This window comes from Streptomyces sp. NBC_01463 (assembly GCA_036227345.1).
In the GTDB taxonomy this organism is placed as follows: domain Bacteria; phylum Actinomycetota; class Actinomycetes; order Streptomycetales; family Streptomycetaceae; genus Streptomyces.
In genome coordinates this window covers 6,552,358-6,575,689 of the sequence record CP109468.1, presented here as the reverse complement: position 1 = coordinate 6,575,689, position 23,332 = coordinate 6,552,358, and the positions used below count along the sequence as shown (strand labels likewise).

At 72.4% G+C, this 23,332-nt stretch carries 23 protein-coding genes; 6 read left to right on the top strand and 17 right to left on the bottom strand.

Annotated features, from left to right (window positions below; all coding sequences use genetic code 11):
- Window positions 1-5 precede the first annotated feature (5 nt).
- The 5 genes from OG521_28995 to OG521_28975 all read right to left on the bottom strand — a co-directional run bounded on the left by OG521_28995 (window position 6) and on the right by OG521_28975 (window position 5,192).
- Entirely contained in the window at window positions 6-1,010 is a 1,005-nt protein-coding gene (locus OG521_28995; protein ID WUW26833.1) for a 2-hydroxyacid dehydrogenase, read from the bottom strand.
- A 118-nt stretch (window positions 1,011-1,128) separates the two neighbouring features.
- Window positions 1,129-2,157 carry a 6-phosphofructokinase gene (locus tag OG521_28990; protein WUW24586.1) on the bottom strand — a complete coding sequence of 343 codons (1,029 nt, stop codon included), beginning with the start codon at window positions 2,155-2,157 and terminating at the stop codon, window positions 1,129-1,131.
- 310 nt (window positions 2,158-2,467) lie between these two features.
- On the bottom strand, window positions 2,468-3,163 hold the full coding sequence (locus OG521_28985) for a response regulator transcription factor (protein WUW24585.1): 696 nt from the start codon (window positions 3,161-3,163) through the stop codon (window positions 2,468-2,470).
- Window positions 3,160-4,386 carry a DUF5931 domain-containing protein gene (locus OG521_28980; protein WUW24584.1) on the bottom strand — a complete coding sequence of 409 codons (1,227 nt, stop codon included), beginning with the start codon at window positions 4,384-4,386 and terminating at the stop codon, window positions 3,160-3,162. The genes OG521_28985 and OG521_28980 overlap by 4 nt, the downstream gene beginning before the upstream one ends.
- 35 nt (window positions 4,387-4,421) lie before the next feature.
- Window positions 4,422-5,192, bottom strand: a complete 771-nt coding sequence (locus tag OG521_28975; protein ID WUW24583.1) for a 1-acyl-sn-glycerol-3-phosphate acyltransferase — start codon at window positions 5,190-5,192, stop codon at window positions 4,422-4,424.
- 163 nt (window positions 5,193-5,355) lie between these two features.
- Here OG521_28975 and OG521_28970 point away from each other — a divergent pair, with 163 nt between their 5' ends.
- Together OG521_28970 and OG521_28965 are read left to right on the top strand one after the other, a co-directional pair.
- The gene (locus OG521_28970; GenBank protein WUW24582.1) at window positions 5,356-6,135 is read left to right on the top strand and encodes an alpha/beta fold hydrolase; all 780 of its coding nucleotides are present in this window, start codon (window positions 5,356-5,358) and stop codon (window positions 6,133-6,135) included.
- Window positions 6,128-6,805: a hypothetical protein gene (locus tag OG521_28965; protein ID WUW24581.1), complete on the top strand. Its 678-nt coding sequence runs from the start codon at window positions 6,128-6,130 to the stop codon at window positions 6,803-6,805. Before OG521_28970 ends, OG521_28965 begins: the two co-directional genes overlap by 8 nt.
- 9 nt (window positions 6,806-6,814) lie before the next feature.
- Here the strand turns inward: OG521_28965 and OG521_28960 are convergent, their stop codons facing one another.
- The 6 genes from OG521_28960 to OG521_28935 form a co-directional block, all read right to left on the bottom strand.
- Window positions 6,815-7,573: an endonuclease/exonuclease/phosphatase family protein gene (locus OG521_28960; protein WUW24580.1), complete on the bottom strand. Its 759-nt coding sequence runs from the start codon at window positions 7,571-7,573 to the stop codon at window positions 6,815-6,817.
- 81 nt (window positions 7,574-7,654) lie between these two features.
- Window positions 7,655-8,596, bottom strand: coding sequence for an ROK family glucokinase (locus OG521_28955; GenBank protein WUW24579.1), 942 nt, complete (start codon window positions 8,594-8,596; stop codon window positions 7,655-7,657).
- Between the two features lie 73 nt (window positions 8,597-8,669).
- Window positions 8,670-9,128 (bottom strand): DUF5304 domain-containing protein, encoded by a 459-nt coding sequence (locus OG521_28950; protein ID WUW24578.1) that lies wholly within the window; start codon window positions 9,126-9,128, stop codon window positions 8,670-8,672.
- Window positions 9,129-9,211: 83 nt separating this feature from the next.
- Complete coding sequence (locus OG521_28945) at window positions 9,212-10,432, bottom strand: ArsA family ATPase (GenBank protein ID WUW24577.1); 1,221 nt, start codon at window positions 10,430-10,432, stop codon at window positions 9,212-9,214.
- A 5-nt stretch (window positions 10,433-10,437) separates the two neighbouring features.
- Window positions 10,438-10,887, bottom strand: a complete 450-nt coding sequence (locus OG521_28940; GenBank protein ID WUW24576.1) for an SRPBCC family protein — start codon at window positions 10,885-10,887, stop codon at window positions 10,438-10,440.
- 114 nt (window positions 10,888-11,001) lie between these two features.
- Complete coding sequence (locus OG521_28935; protein ID WUW24575.1) at window positions 11,002-11,808, bottom strand: metallophosphoesterase; 807 nt, start codon at window positions 11,806-11,808, stop codon at window positions 11,002-11,004.
- Between the two features lie 279 nt (window positions 11,809-12,087).
- Here OG521_28935 and OG521_28930 point away from each other — a divergent pair, with 279 nt between their 5' ends.
- Window positions 12,088-13,884, top strand: coding sequence for an AMP-dependent synthetase/ligase (locus OG521_28930; protein WUW24574.1), 1,797 nt, complete (start codon window positions 12,088-12,090; stop codon window positions 13,882-13,884).
- Between the two features lie 55 nt (window positions 13,885-13,939).
- Here OG521_28930 and OG521_28925 read toward each other — a convergent pair whose 3' ends face one another.
- Window positions 13,940-15,082 (bottom strand): glycosyltransferase family 4 protein, encoded by a 1,143-nt coding sequence (locus OG521_28925; GenBank protein ID WUW24573.1) that lies wholly within the window; start codon window positions 15,080-15,082, stop codon window positions 13,940-13,942.
- Window positions 15,083-15,223: 141 nt separating this feature from the next.
- Between OG521_28925 and OG521_28920 the strand changes: the two genes are divergently transcribed.
- Window positions 15,224-16,513 (top strand): DUF2029 domain-containing protein, encoded by a 1,290-nt coding sequence (locus OG521_28920; protein WUW24572.1) that lies wholly within the window; start codon window positions 15,224-15,226, stop codon window positions 16,511-16,513.
- Here the strand turns inward: OG521_28920 and OG521_28915 are convergent.
- The 5 genes from OG521_28915 to OG521_28895 all read right to left on the bottom strand — a co-directional run bounded on the left by OG521_28915 (window position 16,470) and on the right by OG521_28895 (window position 21,964).
- The gene (locus OG521_28915; GenBank protein ID WUW24571.1) at window positions 16,470-17,726 is read right to left on the bottom strand and encodes a hypothetical protein; all 1,257 of its coding nucleotides are present in this window, start codon (window positions 17,724-17,726) and stop codon (window positions 16,470-16,472) included. The two genes, OG521_28920 and OG521_28915, sit on opposite strands and share 44 nt — an antisense overlap.
- Before the next feature lie 15 nt (window positions 17,727-17,741).
- A complete protein-coding gene (locus OG521_28910) occupies window positions 17,742-18,776 on the bottom strand; it encodes an NlpC/P60 family protein (GenBank protein ID WUW24570.1) in 1,035 nt (344 codons plus the stop codon).
- Window positions 18,777-19,014: 238 nt separating this feature from the next.
- Window positions 19,015-20,040 carry an NlpC/P60 family protein gene (locus OG521_28905; protein WUW24569.1) on the bottom strand — a complete coding sequence of 342 codons (1,026 nt, stop codon included), beginning with the start codon at window positions 20,038-20,040 and terminating at the stop codon, window positions 19,015-19,017.
- Window positions 20,041-20,324: 284 nt separating this feature from the next.
- Window positions 20,325-21,689: an NYN domain-containing protein gene (locus tag OG521_28900; protein WUW24568.1), complete on the bottom strand. Its 1,365-nt coding sequence runs from the start codon at window positions 21,687-21,689 to the stop codon at window positions 20,325-20,327.
- 32 nt (window positions 21,690-21,721) lie between these two features.
- Window positions 21,722-21,964: a hypothetical protein gene (locus OG521_28895; protein ID WUW24567.1), complete on the bottom strand. Its 243-nt coding sequence runs from the start codon at window positions 21,962-21,964 to the stop codon at window positions 21,722-21,724.
- Between the two features lie 160 nt (window positions 21,965-22,124).
- Here OG521_28895 and OG521_28890 point away from each other — a divergent pair, with 160 nt between their 5' ends.
- Together OG521_28890 and OG521_28885 are read left to right on the top strand one after the other, a co-directional pair.
- Entirely contained in the window at window positions 22,125-22,844 is a 720-nt protein-coding gene (locus OG521_28890) for a rhomboid family intramembrane serine protease (protein ID WUW24566.1), read from the top strand.
- Window positions 22,845-23,016: 172 nt separating this feature from the next.
- Entirely contained in the window at window positions 23,017-23,298 is a 282-nt protein-coding gene (locus OG521_28885) for an Lrp/AsnC ligand binding domain-containing protein (protein ID WUW24565.1), read from the top strand.
- Window positions 23,299-23,332: the final 34 nt, after the last annotated feature.

The window sequence follows — 23,332 nt, the reverse complement described above, 5'->3', positions numbered from 1 at the left end:
CGTCGTCAGGTCCCGGACCGGGCCGGGACCAGGACGTTGTCGCTGCGGCGGCCCGCCAGGTAGTCGTCGACGTTCTGGACGGTGGCGCCGATGATCTGGCCCAGCGCGTCCTCGGTGTAGTACGCCTGGTGCGAGGTGACGAGCACGTTGGGGAAGGTGACGAGCCGGGCCAGGGTGTCGTCGTCGACGCCCTCCAGGGACTTGTCGAGGAAGAAGAGCCCGGCCTCCGCCTCGTACACGTCGAGTCCGACGCCCAGGAACCGGCCCGCCCGCAACTCCCCGACCAGGGCGGCGGTGTCGATGAGTCCGCCGCGGCTGGAGTTGATCAGGATCGCGTCGTCCCTCATGCGTGCCAGGGCGTCCCTGCCGATGATGTGGTGGGTCGAGGGCAGCAGCGGGACGTGCAGGCTGATCAGGTCGGACTCGGCGAGGAGCTGCTCCTTGTCGACGTACCGCATGCCGAGCTCGGTGCAGGCCGGGTTCTCGGCGACGTCCCAGCCGAGCAGATTCATGCCGAAGCCGTGGGCGATCCGGGTGAAGGCCTCGCCGATCTTGCCGGTGCCGATGACGCCGGCGGTGCGGCCGTGCATGTCCCGGCCGAGGAGCCCGTCGAGGCGGAAGTCGAAGTCCCGGGTGCGGGTGGTGGCGCGGACGACGCGGCGGTTGACCGCCATGGCGAGCGTCCAGGCGAATTCGGCGACGGAGTAGGGCGAGTACCAGGAGACCCGGGCGACCCGCAGGGCGAGGCGTTCGGCGACGTCCAGGTCGATGTTGTTGAAGCCGGTGGAGCGCTGGGCGATCATCTGGGTGCCGCCGGCGGCGAGGGACTGCAGGACCTTGCCGCCCAGGTCGGCGTTGACGCTGGTGGAGATGATCTCGTAGCCCGCCGCGATGGGTGCGGTGTCCTGGTTGAGGAAGACGTCCAGACAGCGCACCTCGTGCTTTCCGGCGAAGGCCTTCTCGATCAGCGGCTTCTCGTCGGACTGCACTCCGAATGCCAGGATTTCCACGACGTCTCCGTGACTGGTGCGGGCGAGGTGCGGGGCCCGCCCGCGCGCACCGGCGAGCGCGGGCGGCCCCGCGAGGCCGGTCATCGCGAATATATGTCCGCCGGGCCGGCCGCGCCGCTCAGCCGAAGAAGACCCCCACCTCCGCGTAGAGCGCCGGGTCGACCGTCTTGAGCCGGGCGGTCGCCTCGGCGATCGGCACCCGCACGATGTCCGTGCCGCGCAGGGCGACCATCTTCCCGAAGTCGCCGTCGCGCACCGCGTCGATGGCGTGCAGCCCGAAGCGGGTGGCCAGCCAGCGGTCGAAGGCACTGGGGGTGCCGCCGCGCTGGACATGGCCGAGCACGGTGGTCCTGGCCTCCTTGCCGGTGCGGTTCTCGATCTCCTTGGCCAGCCACTCACCGACACCGGAGAGCCGGACATGGCCGAAGGAGTCGTGCGAGGCGTCCTTGAGGACCAGTTCGCCGTGGGCGGGCATCGCCCCCTCGGCGACCACCACGATCGGCGCGTAGCTCGCCCGGAACCGGGAGGTCACCCAGGCGCAGACCTGGTCGATGTCGAAGCGCTGTTCCGGGATGAGGATGACGTTGGCGCCGCCGGCCAGCCCCGAGTGGAGCGCGATCCAGCCGGCGTGGCGGCCCATCACCTCGACGACGAGGACCCGCATATGGGACTCGGCCGTGGTGTGCAGCCGGTCGATGGCCTCGGTCGCGATGCCGACGGCGGTGTCGAAGCCGAAGGTGTAGTCGGTGGCGGACAGGTCGTTGTCGATGGTCTTGGGCACGCCGACGCAGGGGACGGCGTACGTGTCGGACAGGGTGGCCGCCACCCCGAGGGTGTCCTCGCCGCCGATCGTGACGAGCGCGTCGACCTCGTACTTGGCGAGGGTCTCGCGCACCCGGCGGACACCGTGCTCGGCGTTGAGCGGGTTGGTGCGCGAGGATCCGATGATGGTGCCGCCGCGCGGCAGGATGCCGCGCACCGCCGGGATGGAGAGCGGGACCGTCTCACCCTCCAGCACCCCGCGCCAGCCGTCCCGGAAGCCGATGAAGTCGTAGTCGTACTCCTGCACGCCCTTGCGGACGAGGGCGCGGATGACCGCGTTGAGCCCGGGGCAGTCGCCGCCCCCGGTCAGTACTCCGACCCGCATGGAAGCATCCCTTCGCCGAAGTGAGCTCACTCGGTTCCACGCTGAGACTGCCCGGCACATGAGGGGTGGAAGAAGGAGCGGGGCTGGGTGCGTGCAGCTGCAAGGCGGAGGAGTGAGCCATGGCAGAGCCATGGTGATTGACGACAACGCCGGAGGGGGTCCCCCCTGCTCGAGTGAAGCCGAGAGCTTGGGGGAGTGCGTGCCCAGCCCCGCGACGCCACCCCTCATGTGCCGGTCAGTCTAAGGGTGATCCAGGTCACAGAGGGATGGGTCGGACGGTCAATTCCCGTGCAATGTCCGGGTGTTGATCTCAGACGTCGTCGAGTCCGCGCTCGATGGCGTACCGCACGAGCTCCACCCGGTTGTGCAACTGGAGCTTGCCCAGGGTGTTCTGGACGTGGTTCTGCACGGTGCGGTGCGAGATGACGAGGCGCTCGGCGATCTGCTTGTACGAGAGTCCCTTGGCCACCAGCCGCAGCACCTCGGTCTCCCGGTCGGTGAGCTGCGGGGCCTTCGGCTCGTCCGAGGCGACGGGTGCGGGCTCGGAGGCCAGTCTGCGGTACTCGCCGAGGACGAGCCCGGCGAGGCCGGGGGTGAAGACCGGGTCGCCGACGGCGGTGGAGCGGACCGCGTCGGTCAGCTCCCGGGTGCTCGCCGACTTCAGCAGATAGCCGGTGGCACCGGACTTGACCGCCTCCAGGACGTCGGCGTGCTCGCCGCTCGCGGAGAGCACCAGGACCCGCAGTCCCGGCTGCGATCCGACGAGTTCCTTGCAGACCTGGACGCCCGGCATCCCGGGCAGGTTGAGGTCGAGGACCAGGACGTCGGGGGTGACGGCCCCGGCCCGGCGGACGGCCTGCGGGCCGTCGCCCGCCGTCGCCACCACGTCGAAGCCGGACTCGGCGAGGTCGCGGGCGACGGCGTCGCGCCACATCGGGTGGTCGTCGACGACCATCACCCTGATCGGCCGCTGCTGCCCGGCGTTCTCCTCGTGTGCTGCGCTCATCGGACTGAACCCGCCTTCCCCCGTGAAACCTTCGGAACCTTCAGTTCGACCTCGGTGCCCTGGCCGGGCACCGAGATCAGTTCTGCCGTGCCGCCCAGATCGCGCAGCCGCCCGCGGATGGAGAGGGCGACGCCGAGGCGGCCCTCGCCCTCGGCCTGGGCGAGCCGCCCGTCCGGGATGCCCGGTCCGTCGTCCCGGACCGTGACGATCACCTCGTCGGGCCAGTCCTCGACCAGGATCCACGCCTGGGCGCTCTCCCCCGCGTGCACCCGGACATTGTCCAGTGCCGCGCTGACGGCGGCCGCCAGTTCGCCGGCCGCCCCGGGCGCGAGCAGCACCGGGGCACCGGGCTCCGCGAAACTGACCCGGGAGCCGGCGTGCGGGGCGAGCAGGGCGCGCAGATCGGTCTCGGCCGGCACGTCGGCCTCGTCGTCGTCCGTCTCGACGGTCCGTACGACGGCGCCCTCGGCCGCGTCCTCGGAGAGCCGGGTGGGCGGTACCAGGCCGCTGGAGACCAGGGTGCGCAGGGCGACCTCCTGTTCCCCGGCCATCCGGCCCAGCTCGGCCGCCTCGCCGCCGAGCGCCGTGCCGCGGCGCTGCACCATCGCGAGGACCTGGAGCACGCTGTCGTGGATGTCCCGGGCAAGCCGTTCGCGCTCACGGGTGGCCGCCTCGATCTCCAGGGCGCGGGCGAGGGTGCGCTCACTGGCGCGGGCGACCTCGACGACGTACCCGATGGCGATGGAGGCGACCCAGACCAGCAGGACGTTGTGCAGGGTGTCGCGGCTGGGCTCGGCGCGCTCGATCAGGTTGGCGACGGCGACGAAGGTGGAGGCGAAGGCCGCCCACCGCCAGCCGCCCTTGATCGCGAAGGCGAGGACGGAGCCCGCGGTCCAGATGGACGGCAGGGTGGGGCCGTCCATGTGCTGGGCCTGGAAGTCGGCGAGCGGCGTGATGAGGATGCCGGTCAGCGCGAGCGTGAGGTCGGCGCCCAGGAAGCGCTTGGTGCAGGCGACCGCGCCCGCCACCTTCGGCAGGGTGGCGAGCGTCCAGACGGCCATGACCGTCAGGAAGACGACGGCCACCCACGGCCGCTCGTACTTCTCGCGGCCGAAGACCGCGAGCAGGATCGCGTAGAGCATCGTCAGGACGCGGTACGCGGTCAGGGCACGCCACAGCGGCTGCTCGACCGACATCCGCACGACCCGCACCCGTCTGGCCATCTTCTTCTCCCCCCGCCCCGGACTTCCGCGCGCGCTCAGGCGCCGCGGTCCCCGTCCGTCCCCCGCTGCTCGTCCCGGCCGCCGGACGCGGCCTGCTTCGCGGCCTCCGCCTGCCGCTTCGCCTCGTCCGCGAGCTGCCGCTTGGCGGCCGTCGCGTAGATGTCGACGTACTCCTGCCCGGACAGCTTCATGATCTCGTACATCACCTCGTCGGTGACCGAGCGCAGGATGAAGCGGTCGCCCTCCATGCCGTGGTAGCGGCTGAAGTCGAGCGGCTTGCCGATCCTGATCCCCGGGCGCATCAGCTTGGGCATCACCTGCCCGGGCGGCTGGATCTTCTCCGTGTCGATCATCGCGACGGGGATGACCGGGGCGCCGGTGGCGAGCGCCACCCGGGCGAGACCGCCGGGCTTGCCGCGGTACAGGCGGCCGTCGGGCGACCGGGTGCCCTCCGGGTAGATGCCGAAGAGCCCACCGCTCTCGATGACCTCGATACCGGCCTTGATCGCCGCCTCACCGGCCCCGCGGGCACCGGAGCGGTCCACCGGGAGCTGTCCCACGCCCTTGAAGAAGGCGGCCGTGAGCTTGCCCTTGACCCCGGGCGCGGTGAAGTACTCGGCCTTGGCGATGAAGGTGACCTTGCGGTCCAGGACGGCCGGCAGGAAGAAGGAGTCGGAGAACGACAGATGATTGCTCGCGAGGATCGCGGGTCCCTGCGCGGGAATGTTCTCCAGGCCCTCCACCCACGGCCTGAAGGCGAGCTTCAGAGACCCGCCGATGGAGAACTTCATAGCGCCGTAGATCAACTCGGGTGCCTCCTGTGTGCTGTCCGACAGACCTTAACCCGTGCGGTCGCCCGTGCTCCCCGTGACGGCCCTGGTCGGTGTCGGCCCGGTCGCGTACGGTGAAGTAATCCTTCTGCACTCCCCCCTTCCGCTCCCCTTCGAGCCTCACGAACAGGAGACCCCGGTGCCGGTCCTTCCTGGAGCCGAGCCGTTCCGCCACGAGGGCGGAGAGGTCGGCGTCCTCCTCTGTCACGGATTCACCGGTTCCCCGCAGTCGCTGCGCCCCTGGGCCGACTATCTGGCGGAGCGCGGACTCACGGTCTCGCTGCCGCTGCTGCCCGGGCACGGCACCCGCTGGGAGGACATGCAGGTGACCGGCTGGCAGGACTGGTACGCGGAGGTGGACCGGGCGCTGCGGGAGCTGCTGGAGCGGTGCGAGCAGGTCTTCGTCTTCGGCCTCTCCATGGGCGGCGCGCTGGCGCTGCGGCTCGCCGCGAAGCACGGTGACGGGGTCCGGGGTCTGGTGCTGGTCAACCCGGCCAACAAGGTGCACGGCCTGTCGGCGTACGCGCTGCCGGTCGCCCGGCACCTGGTGCGGACGACGAAGGGGCTGACGAGCGACATCGCGCTGGCGGGGTCCCACGAGGTGGGCTACGACCGGGTGCCTCTGCACGCGGCGCACTCGGTGCGGAAGTTCTTCCGGCTGGTCGACGCCGAGCTGCCCCAGGTGACCCAGCCGGTCCTGCTGCTGCACAGCCCGCAGGACCATGTGGTGCCGCCCGCCGACACCGCCCGGATCCTGAGCCGGGTGTCCTCGACGGACGTCGAGGAGATCCTGCTGGAACAGAGCTACCACGTCGCGACGTTGGACCACGATGCGGAGCGGATCTTCGACGAGAGCCACTCGTTCATCGGCCGCCTCGCTCCGAGCGTCGGAAAGAAGGGGAGCACGTCCGGTGGCTGAGCACGACGCGGAGCGCGCAGGCAGCGACGAGGAGCGCGAACCCCTCCCCGCCGGGGGAGCGGCCGTTCCCGACGAGGAGGGCGGTGCGCCGGCCCCCGAGGCGGCGGCCGGCCCCTCGGGCGCGGACGGAGAACGCCAGGTCGACGAGGACGCCGTCTGGCAGGCGATCGTCGCCGGGTACGGGGAGGAGCCGCCGGACCCGCCGGGGGCCCGCCCCTTCCGGTCGATCGAGGATCTCGCGCTCCCGGAGGAGGACACCGTCGCCCCGGACCCGGACAAGGGCCTCGGCAAGAGCCGGCCCAAGCCGCCGGAGAAGCCGCTCGGCAGTTCGGTGGTCTTCGCGCCGGGCGTCGGCGGCCCGCGCGACTACGAACCGGCCGAGCCCGCCGCGGGCGACATCGACGACGATGACGACAGCGGCGAGGGGCACTTCGTGCCGCCGGAGCCGCCGCCGTTGCCGGAGGCCGACGTCACGGCGAAGTTCGCCTGGCTCGCGGTGGTCGGCGGTCCGGTGCTGCTGCTGCTCGCGGTGCTGCTCCAGTGGGAGATGACGTGGTGGCTGACGACGGTCTGCGTCGGCGGCTTCCTGGGCGGTTTCGTGACGCTGGTGGCCCGGATGGAACACGACGACGAGGACGGCGACGACCCCGGCCGCGGCGCGGTGGTCTGAGCCGGGACGCTACGGCCGGGCCGCGGGCACCCGCAGCGCGGCCAGCACCGGCAGGTGGTCGGTCGCGGCCAGCAGGTCGGGCGGCCACACCCCGGGCAGTCCCGCCGGGACCCCGCAGCCGAGCACCTCGATGCCACCGGTCGCGAAGACCGCGTCGATCCGCCGCTGCGGTTCGTGCGGCGGAAAGGTGTGCTCGCCGCCCCGGGGACGTACCTCCCAGCAGTCCTGGAGCCGCCCGGCGAGCAGCCGGAAGGCGCGCCCGCTCGGTACGTCGTTGAGGTCACCGGCGACGACGACGTGCTCCACGTCCATCGCGTCCACCGTCTCCAGCAGCCGCTCCGCCTGGGCGAGGCGCTCCTGACGCTGCAGGCTCAGATGGCAGCTCAGCACCCCGATCCGGGTGCCCGCGATCCGGACCACCGCGGTGGCGAAGCCCCTGCGGTGCAGCCCCGGGGTGAGCGGCAGCAGGATGTCCTCGGTGCGCTCCACCGTGGCGCGCAGCGAGCAGAGCAGCAGCGGGCCGGCCGCGGTGGCGCCGCCGCCGAGGATCACCAGATCACTGGCGGCGGCCAGCCGGGCGGCGCGCTTGCGCCAGCGGAAGAAGCGCGGCGCCTCCTGGATGAGGACCAGGTCGGGTGCGCAGGCGCGGATGACGCGGACCAGCGCCGGGAAGTCGTCGCGCATCGAGCGGATGTTGTAGCTGAGCACTCTGACGACGGCCGAGCCGTCCTGCTCGGTACGGGAGTCTGGCAGCGACATCATGGCCATGCGGATCACGATACGACGGACGCCCGCCGCTCCCCGAGAGGGGCGCGACGGGCGTCCGTCATGTCCGTGGTGCCGGGTCGGTCAGCCCTGCCGGGCCAGGTCCGCCGCGCCCACCAGACCGGCCTTGCCGCCCAGTTGGGCCGCGAGCACCTGGGCGTGCGGGCGCCACTCGCCGCCGATCAGCCAGCGCCGGAACGACTTGCGGATCGGGTCGAGGACCAGTTCGCCCTCGTCCGACACGCCGCCGCCGACGATGAAGGCGGACGGGTCGAAGAGCGAGGCGAGGTCGGCCAGTCCGGCGCCGGCCCAGCGGGCCAGCTCACGGAAGGAGTCGACCGCCACCGGGCAGCCCTGCCGGGCGGCCTCGCTGATGTGCTTGCCCTCGATGCCCTCGACCGTGCCGTCACCGAGCGCCAGCAGGATCGTGGCGTTCTCGGGGGTGGCGTTGGCGCGCTGCTTCGCGTACCGCACGAGCGCCCGGCCGGAGGCGTACTGCTCCCAGCAGCCCTGGCTGCCGCAGCCGCAGAGCAGCCCGTCCGGGACGACCCGGATGTGGCCGAACTCGGCGGCCACGCCGAAGCGTCCGCGGCGCAGCTTGTTGCCGATGATGATGCCGCCGCCGAGGCCCGTGCCGAGCGTGATGCAGATGACGTCGTCATGGCCCTGACCGGCGCCGAAGCGGTACTCGCCCCAGGCCGCCGCGTTGGCGTCGTTCTCCACGACCACGGGGAGGCCGACGCGCTGCTCGACCTTGTCCTTCAGCGGCTCGTGCCGCCAGTTGATGTTCGGTGCGAACAGCACCGTGGCCCGCTTGTCGTCGACGTATCCGGCTGCGCCGATGCCGACCGCCTCGACGGGATGCCCCTCGCTCGCGCCGGACACCGCCGCCGCGATCGCGTCCACGATGCCTTCGGCCGTCGGCGGGGTCGGCACCTTGAAGGTCGAGAGGATGTGGCCCTCTTCGTCGACCACTCCAGCTGCGATCTTCGTGCCGCCGATATCGACGCCGATGGTGAGTCCCATGAATCCCTCAGTTTCGGTCGAGCCCCGCTGAGGCAACCGTACCCGAGGCCGGACCCCGCCCTGTCGTCGCCGGTCAGTCCAGGTCGATGTGTTCGCCGGCGCCGGGCCCCTCGTCACGGGGGTCGGTGGGGCCCTCCGCCTTCGTTTCCGTGCCTGCGGGGTCCCCCGCGCCCTGGGTCCAGCGACGTTCCTGACCCTCGACGGCGGAGCGGTAGGCGGCGAGCAGTTCACTGCCGGCCGCGGCGATGTGCTCGAAAACGTCCGGATTGCGTTCGATGACGGGCTCGACGGCGGACTTCGCCTGCTTGATGACCTGCTGCACGGCTCCCTGGGCCGCCACCCCGAACAGCGGCGACTGGAGGGAACCCAGCTTGTCGGCCACGGCGTCGACCAGCTTGCGCAGTTCCTCGGCGGCGGAGCCGGGCGGCGGGCCGTACTCGGCGCGGCGGCGGGCCTTCTCGGCGGCGAGGTCCTCGGCGCAGGCCTGCGCCCACGCGTCGTCGTCGGCGGGACGATCGGTGGCTTCGCTCATGGCGGACTCCTGCGACGTGGGTGACCGGCGGCCCGGCGTCCGGGACGCCTTCTACCGACGTTACCCGAACGGTGGTACGCCGTTCAGCCCGTCCTCGGCCACAGGCCGGGATCCGGCGTGAACCTGACCCGCAGCACACCGTCCGTGAGGGCCGCGCCGGAGACGGTGCAGCGGCGCAGGGCGGACTCCAGGGGCACGATGCGGTGGAAGGTTCCGACGGTGAGGAGCAGCTCGCTGCCGCGCCGGACGAGCTGGAGGTCCTTCTTGACGGCGCCGGGAAGCCGCAGGCACCAGACGAGTATCCCGTCGCCGCCGTCCGGCCCGTCCGGGGCGCCGGCCTCCTCGATCCACCAGGGGTCATCGGCGCGGCCGCCGCCGCGCGTGTCCGGTGCCAGGGACGGCGCGCCGTCCGTGCCGTCCAGGCCGGTGAGGTCGTCGGGGCCGTGCGGGTCGCGGCCCAGGTGCGGCACCAGGACCGAGGGGGCCTCGGCCGTCCATTCCTCGCGCCAGTGGCCGAGGCACTTCTCCTGCTGTGCGGCGAGCGCGGCGAACCAGGGGTCGGACGAGTGGCGGGGCAGCACCCGGTTGGCGACCACGGCATCGACGCGCAGCCCGTGCAGGGCGAGCCCGGTCCGGGCGGTGCGCAGGGCGTCCTCGGCCGCCGGGCCCGGTTCGGCGACCAGCCGGAGCGTGGTCGCACGGTCCTCGATCAGCTCCTGGACCTCGGCGAGTTCGGCGTCGCGCCGGGCGGCGGCCTCGTACAGCCACTGGGCGGGCATGGGCACCCCGGCCAGCTGGGCGAGCATGGGGCGCAGGGCGCGTGCGGCCTGGCGTTCCTGCGGCAGCAGCCGCCGCAGGTAGCGGCGCAGCTGCTCGGGCAGGGCCAGTACGGCGAGGGCTTCGCGCAGCGGCGGCAGGTCGACGACGAGGAGGTCGTACCCGGCGCGGGACCAGTCGCCCCGGGCGGCGCGGCGCAGCGCGTGCAGCAGGGCGAGTTCGGTGCTGCCGGGGAGTTCGGTGAGCTCCTCGCCGTCCATGCGGTTGCCGCCGAGCAGATCGAGCACGCCGGACAACTCGTCCTGGAGTGCGAGGAGTTCGCCGCGGAAGTGCTCGCCGGAGTCGATCCGGACGGATGACAGCGTGTCGTTGACGCGGGTGGGCGCGGTTTCGGCGGGGAAGCCGGGTATGGCGTCGGCGGAGAGCAGCAGCGTGCGGGCGCCGCTCCGGGCGCCGGCCAGGGCGGTGGCCGCCGCGACGGTGCTGCGGCCCGCGCCGCCGAGGCCGGTGACCAGGACCGTACGCACCCCGGTCAGGCCTTCGGGACGGACTCGACGCGCTTCTTGAGTCCGGCCAGGGCGCGGTCGATGATGACCTTCTCGGCCTTGCGCTTGATCATGCCGAGCATCGGGATCTTGACGTCGACGGTCAGCCGGTAGGTGACCTCGGTGCGGTCGCCGTCGCCGAGCGGCGCGAGGGCGTAGGAGCCGTCGATGGCGCGCAGCATCTGGGACTTGACCAGGGTCCAGCTGACCTCGTAGTCGCCGATCCAGGTGTACGCGAGGGTGTGGTCGTCCTTGATCGCGCCGGCGTCCAGGACGAGGCGGACCTTCTCGGCGCGGCCGCGGTCGTCGGTGCCGAGCACCTCGGCCTCCTTGACCTCGCCGGTCCACTCCGGATAGCGGTCGAAGTCGGCGATCACGCCCATGACGTCGGCCGGTGCCGCCTCGATCGTGATGCTCGAGCTGGTGTGTTCAGCCATCGCTGTGGCCCTCCAGTGCGGTGTACCGGTCGGTCGGCAGAGGCCTGCCGCCAGAAGGCTATCGCGTGCGCGCTGCGCCGGGTCGCAGGGTCCGGCCCGGGCAGGGGCGGGGGGTCACCACTCCAGGGCCCAGGGCCGGCCGGTCGAGGCGAAGTGGCCGACGTTGACGCACTCGGTGACGCCGATCCGCATCCGGCGGACCAGCGGCTGGTGGACGTGGCCGAAGACGGAGTAGCGGGGCCGGGTGCGGCGGATGGCGGCGAGCAGCGCCCGGCTGCCGCGCTCGAAGCGGCGCGCCACGGTGTCGTACGTCAGCTCGGGGACATCGGGCGGGATGTGCGTGCAGAGGACGTCGACCTCGCCCACCGCCTCGATCTTGGCGGCGTACTCCTCGTCGCTGATCTCGTACGGGGTGCGCATCGGGGTCCGCAGGCCGCCGCCGACGAAACCGAAGACCCGGCCGCCGATCTCGACGCGGTCGCCGTCCAGGACGGTGGTGCCGGGGCCGGCGTACTCGGGCCACAGGTCGGGGATGTCGACGTTGCCGTAGGTGGCGTACGTCGGGGCGGGCAGGGCGGCGAACATCTCGGCGTACTGCTTGCGCACGGCGGCGATGATCGCGGCGTTGCGGTCCAGGCCCGCCCACAGCTCCCGGCCGAAGTCCCGGGCCTCCTCGAAGCGGCGCTCGGTGCGCAGGGCGACGATGCGGTCGGCGTTCTCCACGCCGAACAGGTCGGGGAAGATGCCGCGCGAGTGGTCCGCGTAGTCGAGGAAGAGCACCAGGTCACCCAGACAGACGAGGGCGTCGGCGCCCTCCCCGGCGCGGGCGAGCGCCTCGGTGTTGCCGTGCACGTCACTGACCACGTGGATGCGGGTGCGCCGTCCGGCGCCGGCGTCCCTGCTGTTCGGTCCTGCTGCCATGACGATCACCCTAGAACTCCGGCGTCCACCTGGGTAGGGGCCGCCGGACCTGCGGTTACTTCCGAGTGCCGGCCGGGGTGCACTACTCTGCGCGCAAGGACCACCGATATGTGTGACGCATAAGACATCTGGCCTGAACCCCCTATCCGGAACCGAGTACCGGTGGGTAACGTCCGGGCAGTCCAGTCGTGCTCACCCCACTGAGCACCCGCCATTCTTGGACCGCGCCGGTGCGTCACACAGAGCCGTGGCACCGGAGCCCGATGAGGAGCAGCAGTCTTGCGCGAGTTCAGCCTTCCGGCCCTGTACGAGGTCCCCTCGGACGGCAACCTGACGGATCTCATCCGCCGCAATGCCGCTCAGCATCCCGACGTCGCGGTGATGAGCCGCAAAGTGGCAGGCGTCTGGACGGACGTCACCGCCACCCAGTTCCTGGCCGAGGTCAGAGCCGTCGCCAAGGGGCTGATGGCCGCCGGTGTCGAGCCCGGCGACCGGGTCGCCCTGCTCTCCCGCACCCGTTACGAGTGGGTGCTGCTCGACTTCGCGATCTGGAGCGCGGGCGCGGTCACCGTGCCGGTGTACGAGACCAGTTCCGCCGAGCAGATCCAGTGGATCCTCGGTGACTCCGGCGCCACCCTGTGCATCGTGGAGTCCGATGCGCACCAGGCGTCCGTGGTCTCGGTCCGGGCCGGTCTGCCCGGGCTGAAGGGCATCTGGCAGATCGAGGGCGACACCATCCGGCAGATGTCGGCGGCCGGCGAGGAGATCTCGGACGAGGCGCTCGACCTGCGGATGACGAGCGCCAAGGCCGACGACCCGGCCACCATCGTCTACACCTCCGGCACCACCGGCCGCCCCAAGGGCTGTGTGCTGACGCACCGCAGCTTCTTCGCGGAGTGCGGCAACGTGGTGGAGCGGCTCAAGCCCCTCTTCCGCACCGGCGAGTGCTCGGTACTGCTCTTCCTGCCCGCCGCGCACGTCTTCGGCCGGCTGGTCGAGGTCGCCTCCGTGATGGCGCCGATCAAGCTCGGCTGCGTACCGGACATCAAGAACCTCACCGATGAGCTGGCCGCTTTCCGGCCGACGCTGATCCTCGGTGTGCCGCGGGTCTTCGAGAAGGTCTACAACTCGGCCCGGGCCAAGGCGCAGGCCGACGGCAAGGGCAAGATCTTCGACAAGGCCGCGAACACCGCGATCGCCTACAGCCGCGCGCTGGGCACCCCGCAGGGGCCGTCGGTGGGCCTGAAGTTCAAGCACAAGGTGTTCGACCGGCTCGTCTACAGCAAGCTGCGGGCCGTGCTCGGCGGACGCGGTGAGTACGCGATCTCCGGCGGCGCGCCGCTGGGCGAGCGGCTCGGCCACTTCTACCGCGGCATCGGCTTCACCGTCCTGGAGGGCTACGGCCTGACCGAGACGTGCGCGGCCACCGCCTTCAACCCGTGGGACCGGCAGAAGATCGGTACGGTCGGCCAGCCGCTGCCTGGCTCCGTGGTGCGCATCGCCGACGACGGCGAGGTGCTGCTGCACGGCGAGCACCTGTTCTCCGGCTACTGGAACAACGAGACGGCGACCGCCGAGGCGCTGGCCGACGGCTGGTTCCACACCGGTGACATCGGCACGCTCGACGAGGACGGCTACCTCGCGATCACCGGCCGCAAGAAGGAGATCATCGTCACGGCGGGCGGCAAGAACGTCGCTCCCGCCGTGATCGAGGACCGCATCCGCGGGCACGCCCTCGTCGCGGAGTGCATGGTCGTCGGCGACGGGCGCCCGTTCGTGGGCGCCCTGGTGACGCTGGACGAGGAGTTCCTGGGCCACTGGGCCGAGGAGCACGGCAAGCCGGTCGGTTCGACGGCCCTGTCGCTGCGCGAGGACGCGGAGCTGCTGGCCGAGGTGCAGCGCGCGATCGACGACGGCAACGCCGCGGTGTCCAAGGCCGAGTCCGTACGCAAGTTCCGCATCCTGGCCGCCCAGTTCACCGAGGAGGCGGGCCACATCACGCCGTCGCTGAAGCTGAAGCGGAACGTGGTGGCGAAGGACTTCGCGGACGAGGTGGAGTCGATCTACCGCGCCTGATCCACTCGTGCACGGAGGGGCCCGCGCCGAGGGTGGCGCGGGCCCCTCCGTACGTTCAGAGCAGTTCCCGGAGCCTCTCCGCGAGCAGGTCCCAGCGCCACTTCTCCTCGACCCAGGCCCGGCCCCGCTCCCCCATCCGCTGCCGCAGCTCCGGGTCGCCGAGCAGCGCGACGATCCGCTCCGCCGACTCCTCGGCCGAGCCGCCGCGCACCACCCATCCCGTCTCGCCGTCGAGCACGGCGTCCGGGGCGCCGCCCGAGTCGCCCGCCACCACCGGCAGTCCGGTCGCGGACGCCTCCAGGTAGACGATGCCCAGGCCCTCCACGTCGAGGCCGCCGCGCCGGGTGCGGCACGGCATCGCGAAGACGTCACCGGCCCCGTAGTGCGCGGGCAGTTCCTCCCACGGCACCGGGCCGGTGAACCGCACCGAGTCCAGCACCCCGGTCTCCGCCGCCAGCTTCTCCAGCTCGCCGGCGTACGGTCCGCCGCCGACGATCAGCAGGACGGCGTCGGGCACCTCGGCCAGGATCGCCGGCATCGCGAGGATCAGGGTGTCCTGGCCCTTGCGGGGCACCAGCCGGGACACGCAGACGACGACGGGCCGGTCGGTGAGCCCGAGCCGGGCCCGGACCCGGTCGCCGCCGGAGTCCGGGTGGAAGGTCTTCTCGTCGACGCCGGGCGGCAGCTGCACCATGCGGGCCGCGGCCGCCGGGGTGAGCGCGGCGGCGATCCGGGAGCGGGTGTACTCGCCGAGGTAGGTGATCGTGTCGGTGCCCTCGCCGATCCGCCGCAGCAGCTGCCGGGAGGCGGGCAGCTGGGCCCAGCCGGCCTCGTGCCCGTGGGTGGTGGCGACCAGCCTGCGGGCACCGGCCCGGCGCAGCGCAGGGGCCATCAGCCCGAGCGGGGCGGCGGCGCCGAACCAGACGGAGGAGCAGCCGTGGGTCCGCAGCAGCTGCGCCGCGCGCCGGGTCACCCGCGGGGTCGGCAGCAGCATCGTCGTGCGGTCGCGGACCACGGTGAAGGGCTGCCCGGCGTCGAAGGCCGCGGTGGCCGCCGCGCCCTCGGCGCCGCGCTTCCAGGTGGAGGCGTAGACGACGACCTGTTCCGGGTCCAGCCGGAGCGCCATGTTGTGCAGGAACGCCTGGATGCCACCGGGGCGGGGCGGGAAGTCATTGGTCACGATCAAGGTCTTGTCCATCGCCGCCGACAGTACCGGGCGGCCGGGTGCGGGATTCCCCGCGACGCCACGCGGAGTCCCGGACCCGGTTCTGTGGCTCCCGCACAGACGGGCGGGGCATCATGGCCTGTCGTACCACTGGCGGACGGGCAAGGGCGGGTCATGACGGGTTCGAGCGGCACACGGACGAGTGCCTTCGCGGTGTGGGCGCTGACCAGGTCCGTGCTCCTGCTCTGCGTCGTGAAGGTGATCACGCTGCCCGGCCCGGACGTGACGAGCGACGTGTCGGTGATCTACCACGGCTGGTACGACGTGCTGAGGTCGGGCAGCTACCCGCAGTCCGACGTCACCTGGCAGTACCCGCCGGTCGCGGCGCTCGCCATCCTCTCCCCCGCCCTGCTGCCCTTCCTGGACTACGCGTCGGCCTTCTTCGTCCTCGCGTTCCTGTGCGACGCGCTGGTGCTGGGCCTGCTGCTGCACGCGGGCCGGGGCGCCGGCCGCAGGACGGCCGGGGCCTGGGTGTGGGTGGCGGGGGTGCCGCTGCTGGGGACGACCGCGTACGCCCGGTACGACGTGATGGTGACGGCCGTGGCCGTGGCGGCGCTGCTGGCCGGGGTCCGGCATCCGCGGGTGATGGGGGCGCTGGCCGCCTTCGGCGCGCTGCTGAAGGTGTGGCCCGCGCTGCTGCTCGCCGGTACCGCGCGCGGGCGGCGGACCCGGCTGGCGTGGGCGACGGCGGCCGGGGTGGCGGCCGGTCTGCTGCTGCTGTGCGCCGCGGCGGCGCCCGGCGCGCTGGCGTTCCTGGGTTTCCAGCGGGACCGGGGCACCGAGGTCGAGTCGCTGGGGGCCCTGGTCTTCCATGTGGCGCGGCAGTTCGGCTGGCAGGGCCGGGTGGAGCTGCACTACGGCTCGCTGGAGTTCCTGGGCCCGCACGTACCGCTGGTGAGCACCCTCGCGCTCGGGCTGAGCGTGGTCGCGTTCGGCTGGCTGCTGGTGTGGCGGCTGCGGGCGCGCACCTTCGGGGTGAGTACGCCGGCGGACGCGGCCTTCACCGCGGTGCTGCTGTTCACCACCACGAGCCGGGTGATCAGCCCCCAGTACATGCTGTGGCTGGTCGGCCTGGCCGCGGTCTGCCTGGTCTTCCGGGCGAGCCGGATGGCGCTGCCCGCCGTCCTGGTGCTGGTCGCGACGGGCGTCACGCAGCTGGAGTTCCCGCTCGGCTTCGTCCACGTGGTGACCAGTGACGCGACGGGCGTGACCCTGATGTTCCTGCGCAACGGGCTGCTGGTCGCGGCGACACTGCTCGCGTGCGGGCGGCTGTGGCGGGACACCGTGCGCGGCCCGGTCCGGGACGGTGCGCGGTCCGACGAGGTCACGGCGGCCGGCGCGGAGCCCGTCGCGCCCCCGTTCAGCCGAGCCGGCTCCGCAGATACTCCCGCCAGCGCGCCGTGAAGTCCTGCGGGGTCGTGCCCAGGACCTCGTGCAGGGCCTGCTCGACCGCCCCGTCCCGCCCGGAGTGCGCCCCCACGGCCCGGTAGAAGGCCAGCAGCTTGTCCTGGCCCCAGTGGCCCGCGATGAGCTCGCAGGCCAGCCAGCCGCCCTCGTAGGCCCTCGCGAGGCGGTCCGCGTCGCCGGCGAAGCCGAAGTCCTCGTCCGTGGGCAGGGCGGCGGGTACGTCGCCGCCGCGGACGGCGTCGGCCAGTTCGGGCGCGACCTCGGCGGCGGTGCGGCCCTGCGTCCGGTAGGCGGCCCAGTCGGCGAAGCCCTCGGAGAGCCAGACCGGGGTGGCGGCGGAGGTCCGGGTGCGGGTCGCCACATGGGTGGTCTCGTGGGTGAGGACGACGCGCTGTCCGAAGGCGCCGAGCATCGCGTACGCCTCCGGGTTGACGATCACCCGGTCGGCGGGGGCCTTGCCCGAACCGCCCGTCTCCCCGGTGGTGACGGCCGCTATGCCCCGGTAGTTCGCGGCGGGCGAGCCGAGCAGCTCCGCCATGTCCGCCACGGTGTCCGGCACCAGCACCACCACGCGCCCGGCCCAGTGGTCCGGCCAGGCCCCGGAGACGTCGGGCACCGCCCGGTCCGCGGTGGCCGCGATCCCGTCCAGCTCCGCCCGGGAGCGGCCGACGCCGAGCACCAGGCTGTGCGTGCCGCGCACGACGTCGATGTCGCCCTGCTGCCAGAGCTGTCGTCCGCCGCCGTCGGCGGCCCGGTCGGCGGTGATGTACCAGCGGCCGTCGGCCCGGTCCCGCTCCAGGTCGACGACCCGGTCGACGGAGACCGGCGCGCTGTCGTACCCCTTGATCCGGTAGCCGAGCCGGACGTCGGCGGTGGCCCGGTCGGCGCCGTGCGCGGCGAGACCGGTCAGCCGGTACGTCCAGGAGCCGAGCGGCACGTCCGCGAGGTGGCCGAGCTCCCGGCGCTGGGCGGTCCGCAGGGCCGTGGCGTCCGGATCGACGACGGCGGCGTAGGCCGCCGGGTCGTGGTGCAGCACGGCGGCCGCGCGGCGGTCCAGCGTGGCGCGGATGTCACGCGCGGCGGGGTCGGGGACCTCGTCGGCGGCCGGGGCGGTGCAGGCGGCCGCGCACAGCAGCACGGCGAGCACCGCGCCCGCCGCGCGCCGTCGTCCACCGCGCGCCCGCCCCGCGGTACGCCCCTGATCAGCCACATGACGAGGGTACGGTCAGACCCGGGTGACCGAGGAGACGGGCATCATGCCGACGGGGTCGTAGCGGACCGGGGCGCCCGGGTACGGGGCGTGGATGACCTGGCCGTTTCCGACGTACATGCCGATGTGGCTGGCGTCCGCGCGGTAGGCGACGAGGTCCCCGGGGCGGGCCTCGGAGAGCGGCACCATGTGACCGGCGTACCGCTGGGCCTGCGAGGTCCGCGGCAGACTCACCCCGGCCCGGGCGTACGCCCACTGCATCAGGCCGGAGCAGTCGAACCCCGAGGGTCCGTTCGCGCCCCAGACGTAGGGCCGGCCCAGCGCCTGCTGGACGGCCATGACGGCGGCGGCCGCCCGGGACGAGCCGGCGGGCAGACCTGCCACGGGTCCTGCGCTCCCGTCGTCGCGGCCGGTGCGCGAGGCCCGTTCGAGGGCTTCCCGGTCGGCGCCGGGCAGCGACTTCAGCACCTGCCTGGCCTGGACGAGCTTGCGCTCGACGGTGCGCTTGTGGCGGGTGACGGCCTCGCGGTTGCGCTCCAGGCCGGCGAGCGCGCGGGCGGCCTCCGCACGGGTCTGGGCGAGCACCCGCTGCGCCTTGCGGATCCGGTCCAGCGTGGTGGCGCGGTGTTCGTCGGCCCGGCCCAGGGCGGCGGCCGCGTCGAGGTAGCCGTCGGGGTCGGAGGAGAGCAGCAGCGCGAGCGAGGGGTCGATGCCGCCGGACCGGTACTGCTCGCGGGCGGCCGAACCCAGCTCCGCGCGCATCCCGTTGATGCGTTCCTGGCCCCGGGCGGCCCGGTCCTGGGCCCGGCTCACCTCGCCGCGCAGCCGGCCGACGTTCTCACCGGCCTTGTTGTACTGCTCGGTCGCCCGCTCGGCCTCGGCGTAGAGGCGGTCGACCCGGGCCCCGGCGGCCTGCCGGGTGTCGTGCGGCTCGGCGTTCGCGGTGGCCGCCCCGAGCGCCGCGGCGGCGGTCGCGGCGGCGGCCGACAGGACAGTGACCCGGACGCTCCGGCTGACGCCGGGCTGTGTGGAACGGCGATGGGACACCACAGGACGCCGTACTCCCTTCCGCTGTACGCAGACGTGCGCAGCCCCTGCCACCCGGGGCGGGCGGACCGACGCACGGGAGCTGCTCAGCAGGCAGACAGTAGTCGGGCGATCACGGAGCGGACAAAGACCGCGCCGGGCGGACAGGGGGCGCAAACGACGGCGCCCCGCCGGTGACCTGTGGTCTCCGGCGGGGCGGGGCGTCAGTACGGGGCGCGGGAATTCGCCCGTTCGGGCGTGATCAGATGCGCACCGCGGTCTGGTAGCTGCCGACCGTGTTCATCGACTCGTAGCGCACCGAGGCACCCGGCTTGGGCGCGTGCAGCACGGTGTTGTTGCCCGCGTAGAGGGCCACGTGCGAGGTGTTGCTGAAGAAGACCAGGTCGCCCGGCTTGAGCTGGCTGCGGGCGATCTGGGTGCCCTGGTTGATCTGGGTGTACGTGGTGCGGGTGATCTGGGCACCGGCCTGGGCGTAGGCCCACTGGGTCAGACCCGAGCAGTCGAAGGAGCCGGGGCCCGTGGCGCCGGAGACGTACGGCATGCCGACCCGGGTGCTGGCGGCCTGGAGGGCGGCCCCGCCCAGACCGGACGCGGGGGCCTCGTTGCCGAGGTCGACCCGGTCACCGGCGGCGCGGCTGGCGCGGAGGTCGTCCTGGCGCATCTTGGCGCGCTCGGCGGCGGTGAGGGTGTTGAGCACCTTCTGCGCCTCGGCGAGCTTGGCCTGCTGCTTCTTCTTCTTCTCGCCGAGCGTCTTGCGGACATCCGCGAGGTCGCTCAGCTTGTCCTGCGCCTCCTTGCGCTCCTGCGCGAGGGACCGCTGCTTCTCCTGGATCTTCGACAGCGACTCGGCCTGCTTGGCGGTCAACTGGTCGAGCGCGGAGGCCTGGTCGAGGAAGCTGTCCGGGTCCGACGCGAGGAAGAGCTGCACGGAGGGGTCGATGCCTCCGGAGCGGTACTGCGCGGCGGCGAGGGAACCGAGGCCGGAGCGGAGCGAGTTGAGATCCTGCTGACCGCGGGCGACCTTGTCCTGCAGCGCGTCGATCTGCTTCTCGAGCTTCTCCTGCTTCTCCTTGGCCCCGCTGTACTGCTCGGTGGCCTCCTCCGCCTCGTGGTAGAGCTTGTCGACCTTCGCCTTGACCTCGCTCTTGGTCGGCTTGGGGTCGGCGTGGGCGGCCTGGGAGGTCAGGGCCACGGCTGCGGCGGCAGTTGCGGTGAGCACGGTCACGCGGGTGCGGCTCGGCTGCTTGGGACGACGGTGGGACGCCACGAAGGCGAGCTCCTTCTTCCTCGAGCCGCCTACCGGGAAGTGGGGGAGGTGAGTCCCCGGCTCCGTGCACGTCACGGACTCGGCGGTTCCTTCGCTGCCACCCCGGATGGGTGATCAACCGTTCGAAGGTTCGAGGCCCGACCTTAGTGACCGTCTTGTGATCAGTTCAAATCCTCGCGGGAAAAATCTCGTCACACGAGGTACTTCTTTACTCACATCACACAGGGTGTAGCGGTGACTTGACGGTCCGTTCCGTGATGTCCGGAACGTCATGACAAGCCGGACTAGACGCGCGAAAGCCGCTTCAGGAGCAAGACGGACGCAACGGGCCTGGCCCCCGCCTTCGCCACTCCGTCGGCCACCTCGCGGTCGGTGGAGACCACCACGACGGGCCTTCCGGACGGTTCGGCACGGGCCAGTTGCCTGATGACCTCGTCGGCCGTGACACCCGGCTTGCTGAACAGCACCCGCACGCCGCGCGGCGGTGCGAGCAGCACCGGCGCCGCCAGTTCGGCCCCGTCGAAGACACAGGTCATCTCGGCGCCCGTCTGGGCCGCGAGCACCGAGAGGCCGCCCAGCAGCCGCAGCCGCTGCTTCTCCAGCGGCATCTGCGGATAGCCGGTCTTGGTCACGTTGTAGCCGTCCACGATCAGATGGGCCTGCGGCAGCGCGAGCAGTTGGTCGAGCAGTGCCGGGTCCGTCTCCGAAAGAGCCCTCGCGGCAATGTCCTTGGGCGACATCCGCCCCGGCTCGACCGCGTCCACGCTGTCCGCGGGCCGCATCGACGAGGGCGGCAGCGCCAGTTCGCGCCGCAGTCCGCCGGCCGCCTCGATGACCGTGTCGAGCAGCAGCCGCAGCCGCATGTCCTCGACCGAGCGCCCCTCCCTGGCGGCCCTGCGGCCCGCCTCGACGGACGCCTCCGCCTCACCGAGCCTCGCCCGCAGCCGCCGCGTCTCGCTCTCCGCCGCGGACACCTGGGCGGCCGCCTCGGCCCGCACGGCGTCGCTCTCGGCCTTGCCGCGGCGCAGCGCCGCCTCGCCGCGCTTCACCTCGTTGGCCGCGCTGCGCAGTTTGCGCTGGAGCGAATCGGCCTCCTTGCGGGCCGCCTCCAGCTCACCGCGGAGCCGTTCGGTGTCGCTCTTGGTCTGGGCGCGCGCCTGGGCGAGTTCCTCGCGCAGCCGCTCCAGTTCGAGCCGGCTCTCCTCGTCGGCGCGCTCGGCGTGGACCCGTTCGGCCTCCTCGCCCGCGGCGGCGACCAGCTTGACCCAGCCCGCGGGGCGCAGCACATAGGCCGCGGCGGCCACGTCGACGGGGTCGGCGGCGGCGGGCGGGGAGCCCGCCACGAGCGCGGCGGCCAGTTCCGGCTGGGACTCCGTCAGCCGTTCACCGATGCGCCGGCGGAAGGGCGCGTCGCCCTCCAGCGCGGCCGCCATCGCGTTGCCGGCGAACTTCGCCCGCCGGGTCGGGGTGAAGCGGGCGTACTGTCTGAGCTGAGCCGGGAGTTCGGAGACCGTGAGCCCGCCGAACGCGTCCGAGACCAGCGCGACGACCCGCCGCCGCACGCCTTCGGGCAGCGGGCGGTCGAGCGCCTCCACGGCATCGTCGGCCGCATCGGCCGACGCGGCGCCGCCAGCGGGCTGCTCCACCATCCGTCACCTCGTTTTATGTCCGCACGGCCCCGTCAGGAGTCGGCACCCGGCCTGTCGACTAGTTCGATCTGGTCCACCGCGTTGCACCAACGACACCGCACCGACTCGATGGTCTCACTGACGACCTCGCGTTCTTCGACACTGGACTCACCGGCCAGGTCGAGGTGCACGTACTCGACGACCTTGGACGAGCGCGTCACGTCGAACCGCGTCAGGTTTCCGCAGAGCGTGCAGCGCCAGCGGGTCCCGTCGGTCGGCTGGGGAACCGTCGTCATCGTTGTGTCCTCTTATCTCGAGCCGTGAGCCGCCGGACAAGGATCTCGCGGTGCGCCGTCGAACTGCGGATGTCCTGCTGCAACCCTACGGCCTCGGCGCATCCCACCGGCACGGCGAGGCGCTCTGTCCCGTTCCCTCCGCTTGCGTCATGCTCTGTTCATGATCGATCGGCGGGCTGCGGCCGGCAGAATCCTGCGGGCGGCCACCTCGGGCGGGCCGCCGGTGACGTACGCCCTCATCGCCCTGTGCTGCGTGGTCTTCGTGATCAGCCCGCTGTCCGGGTTCAACCCGGTCTACGGCAGCGCGGACGCCCTGCTCGCCGCGCAGGCCGGGTACTTCGAACGCTGGGGCGTGATCCCGAGCGAGCTGTGGGACGGGTCGGGGCACGCCGTGCTCACCCCGCTCACCGCCCTGTTCGTGCACGGCAGCTGGCTGCATCTGCTCGGCAACATGCTGTTCCTGTACGTGTTCGGGGCGATGGCCGAGGAACGGATGGGCCACACCGAGTTCGCCTTCTTCTACCTCGGCTGCGGCTATCTCGCCCTGCTCGCCTACGCGGCCGCGCACGCCACGTCCGACCAGACCCTCGTCGGCGCGTCGGGGGCGATCTCGGCGGTGCTGGGCGCCTTCCTCTACCTCTTCCCCCGGGCCCGGGTCACCAGCCTGTTCCCGTTCCTGCTGTTCCTGCCGCTGCGCTTCCCCGCCTGGATCGTGCTGGTCTTCTGGTTCGTCCTGCAGTGGCTGGCGGCCGAGGGCGCGGGCAGCGGGCCGGGCGTGGCCTACCTCGCCCACGTGGTCGGCTTCGCCACCGGGTTTCTCTATGCGTGGGGGCGCTACAGGCGTGAGGCCGGAGCCTTGCGCCGGGAGCAGGCCGGATAAGGGAGCGGGGTCCGGTGCGTGCAGCTGCAAGGCGCAGGAGGCACTGCGGAGCAGTGGCGACTGACGACAACGCCGCAGATGCGCGTGCCGGACCCCGCGAGCCCGGCACGCTCCCGGCGCAAGGCTCTAGAGTGAAGTCCCCAGCCACGGCCACCGAGGGAGAAAGCCAGCCGTGATCACCGCGATCGTGCTCATCAAAACCAGCGTGGACCGGATTCCCGAGATCGCCGAGGCCATCGCCGCGCTGGACAGCGTCAGCGAGGTCTTCTCGGTCACCGGTACCTACGACCTGATCGCCATGGTCCGGGTCTCCAAGCACGACGATCTCGCCGACGTCATCCCCGGCCGGATCAGCAAGATCCCCGGTGTCGAGGGGACCGACACACACGTCGCGTTCCGTACGTACTCCCAGCACGACCTGGAAGCCGCGTTCGCCATCGGCCTGGACGGCTAGCAGGGCAGCACTTCGGCCGGGCACGGACAGCTGT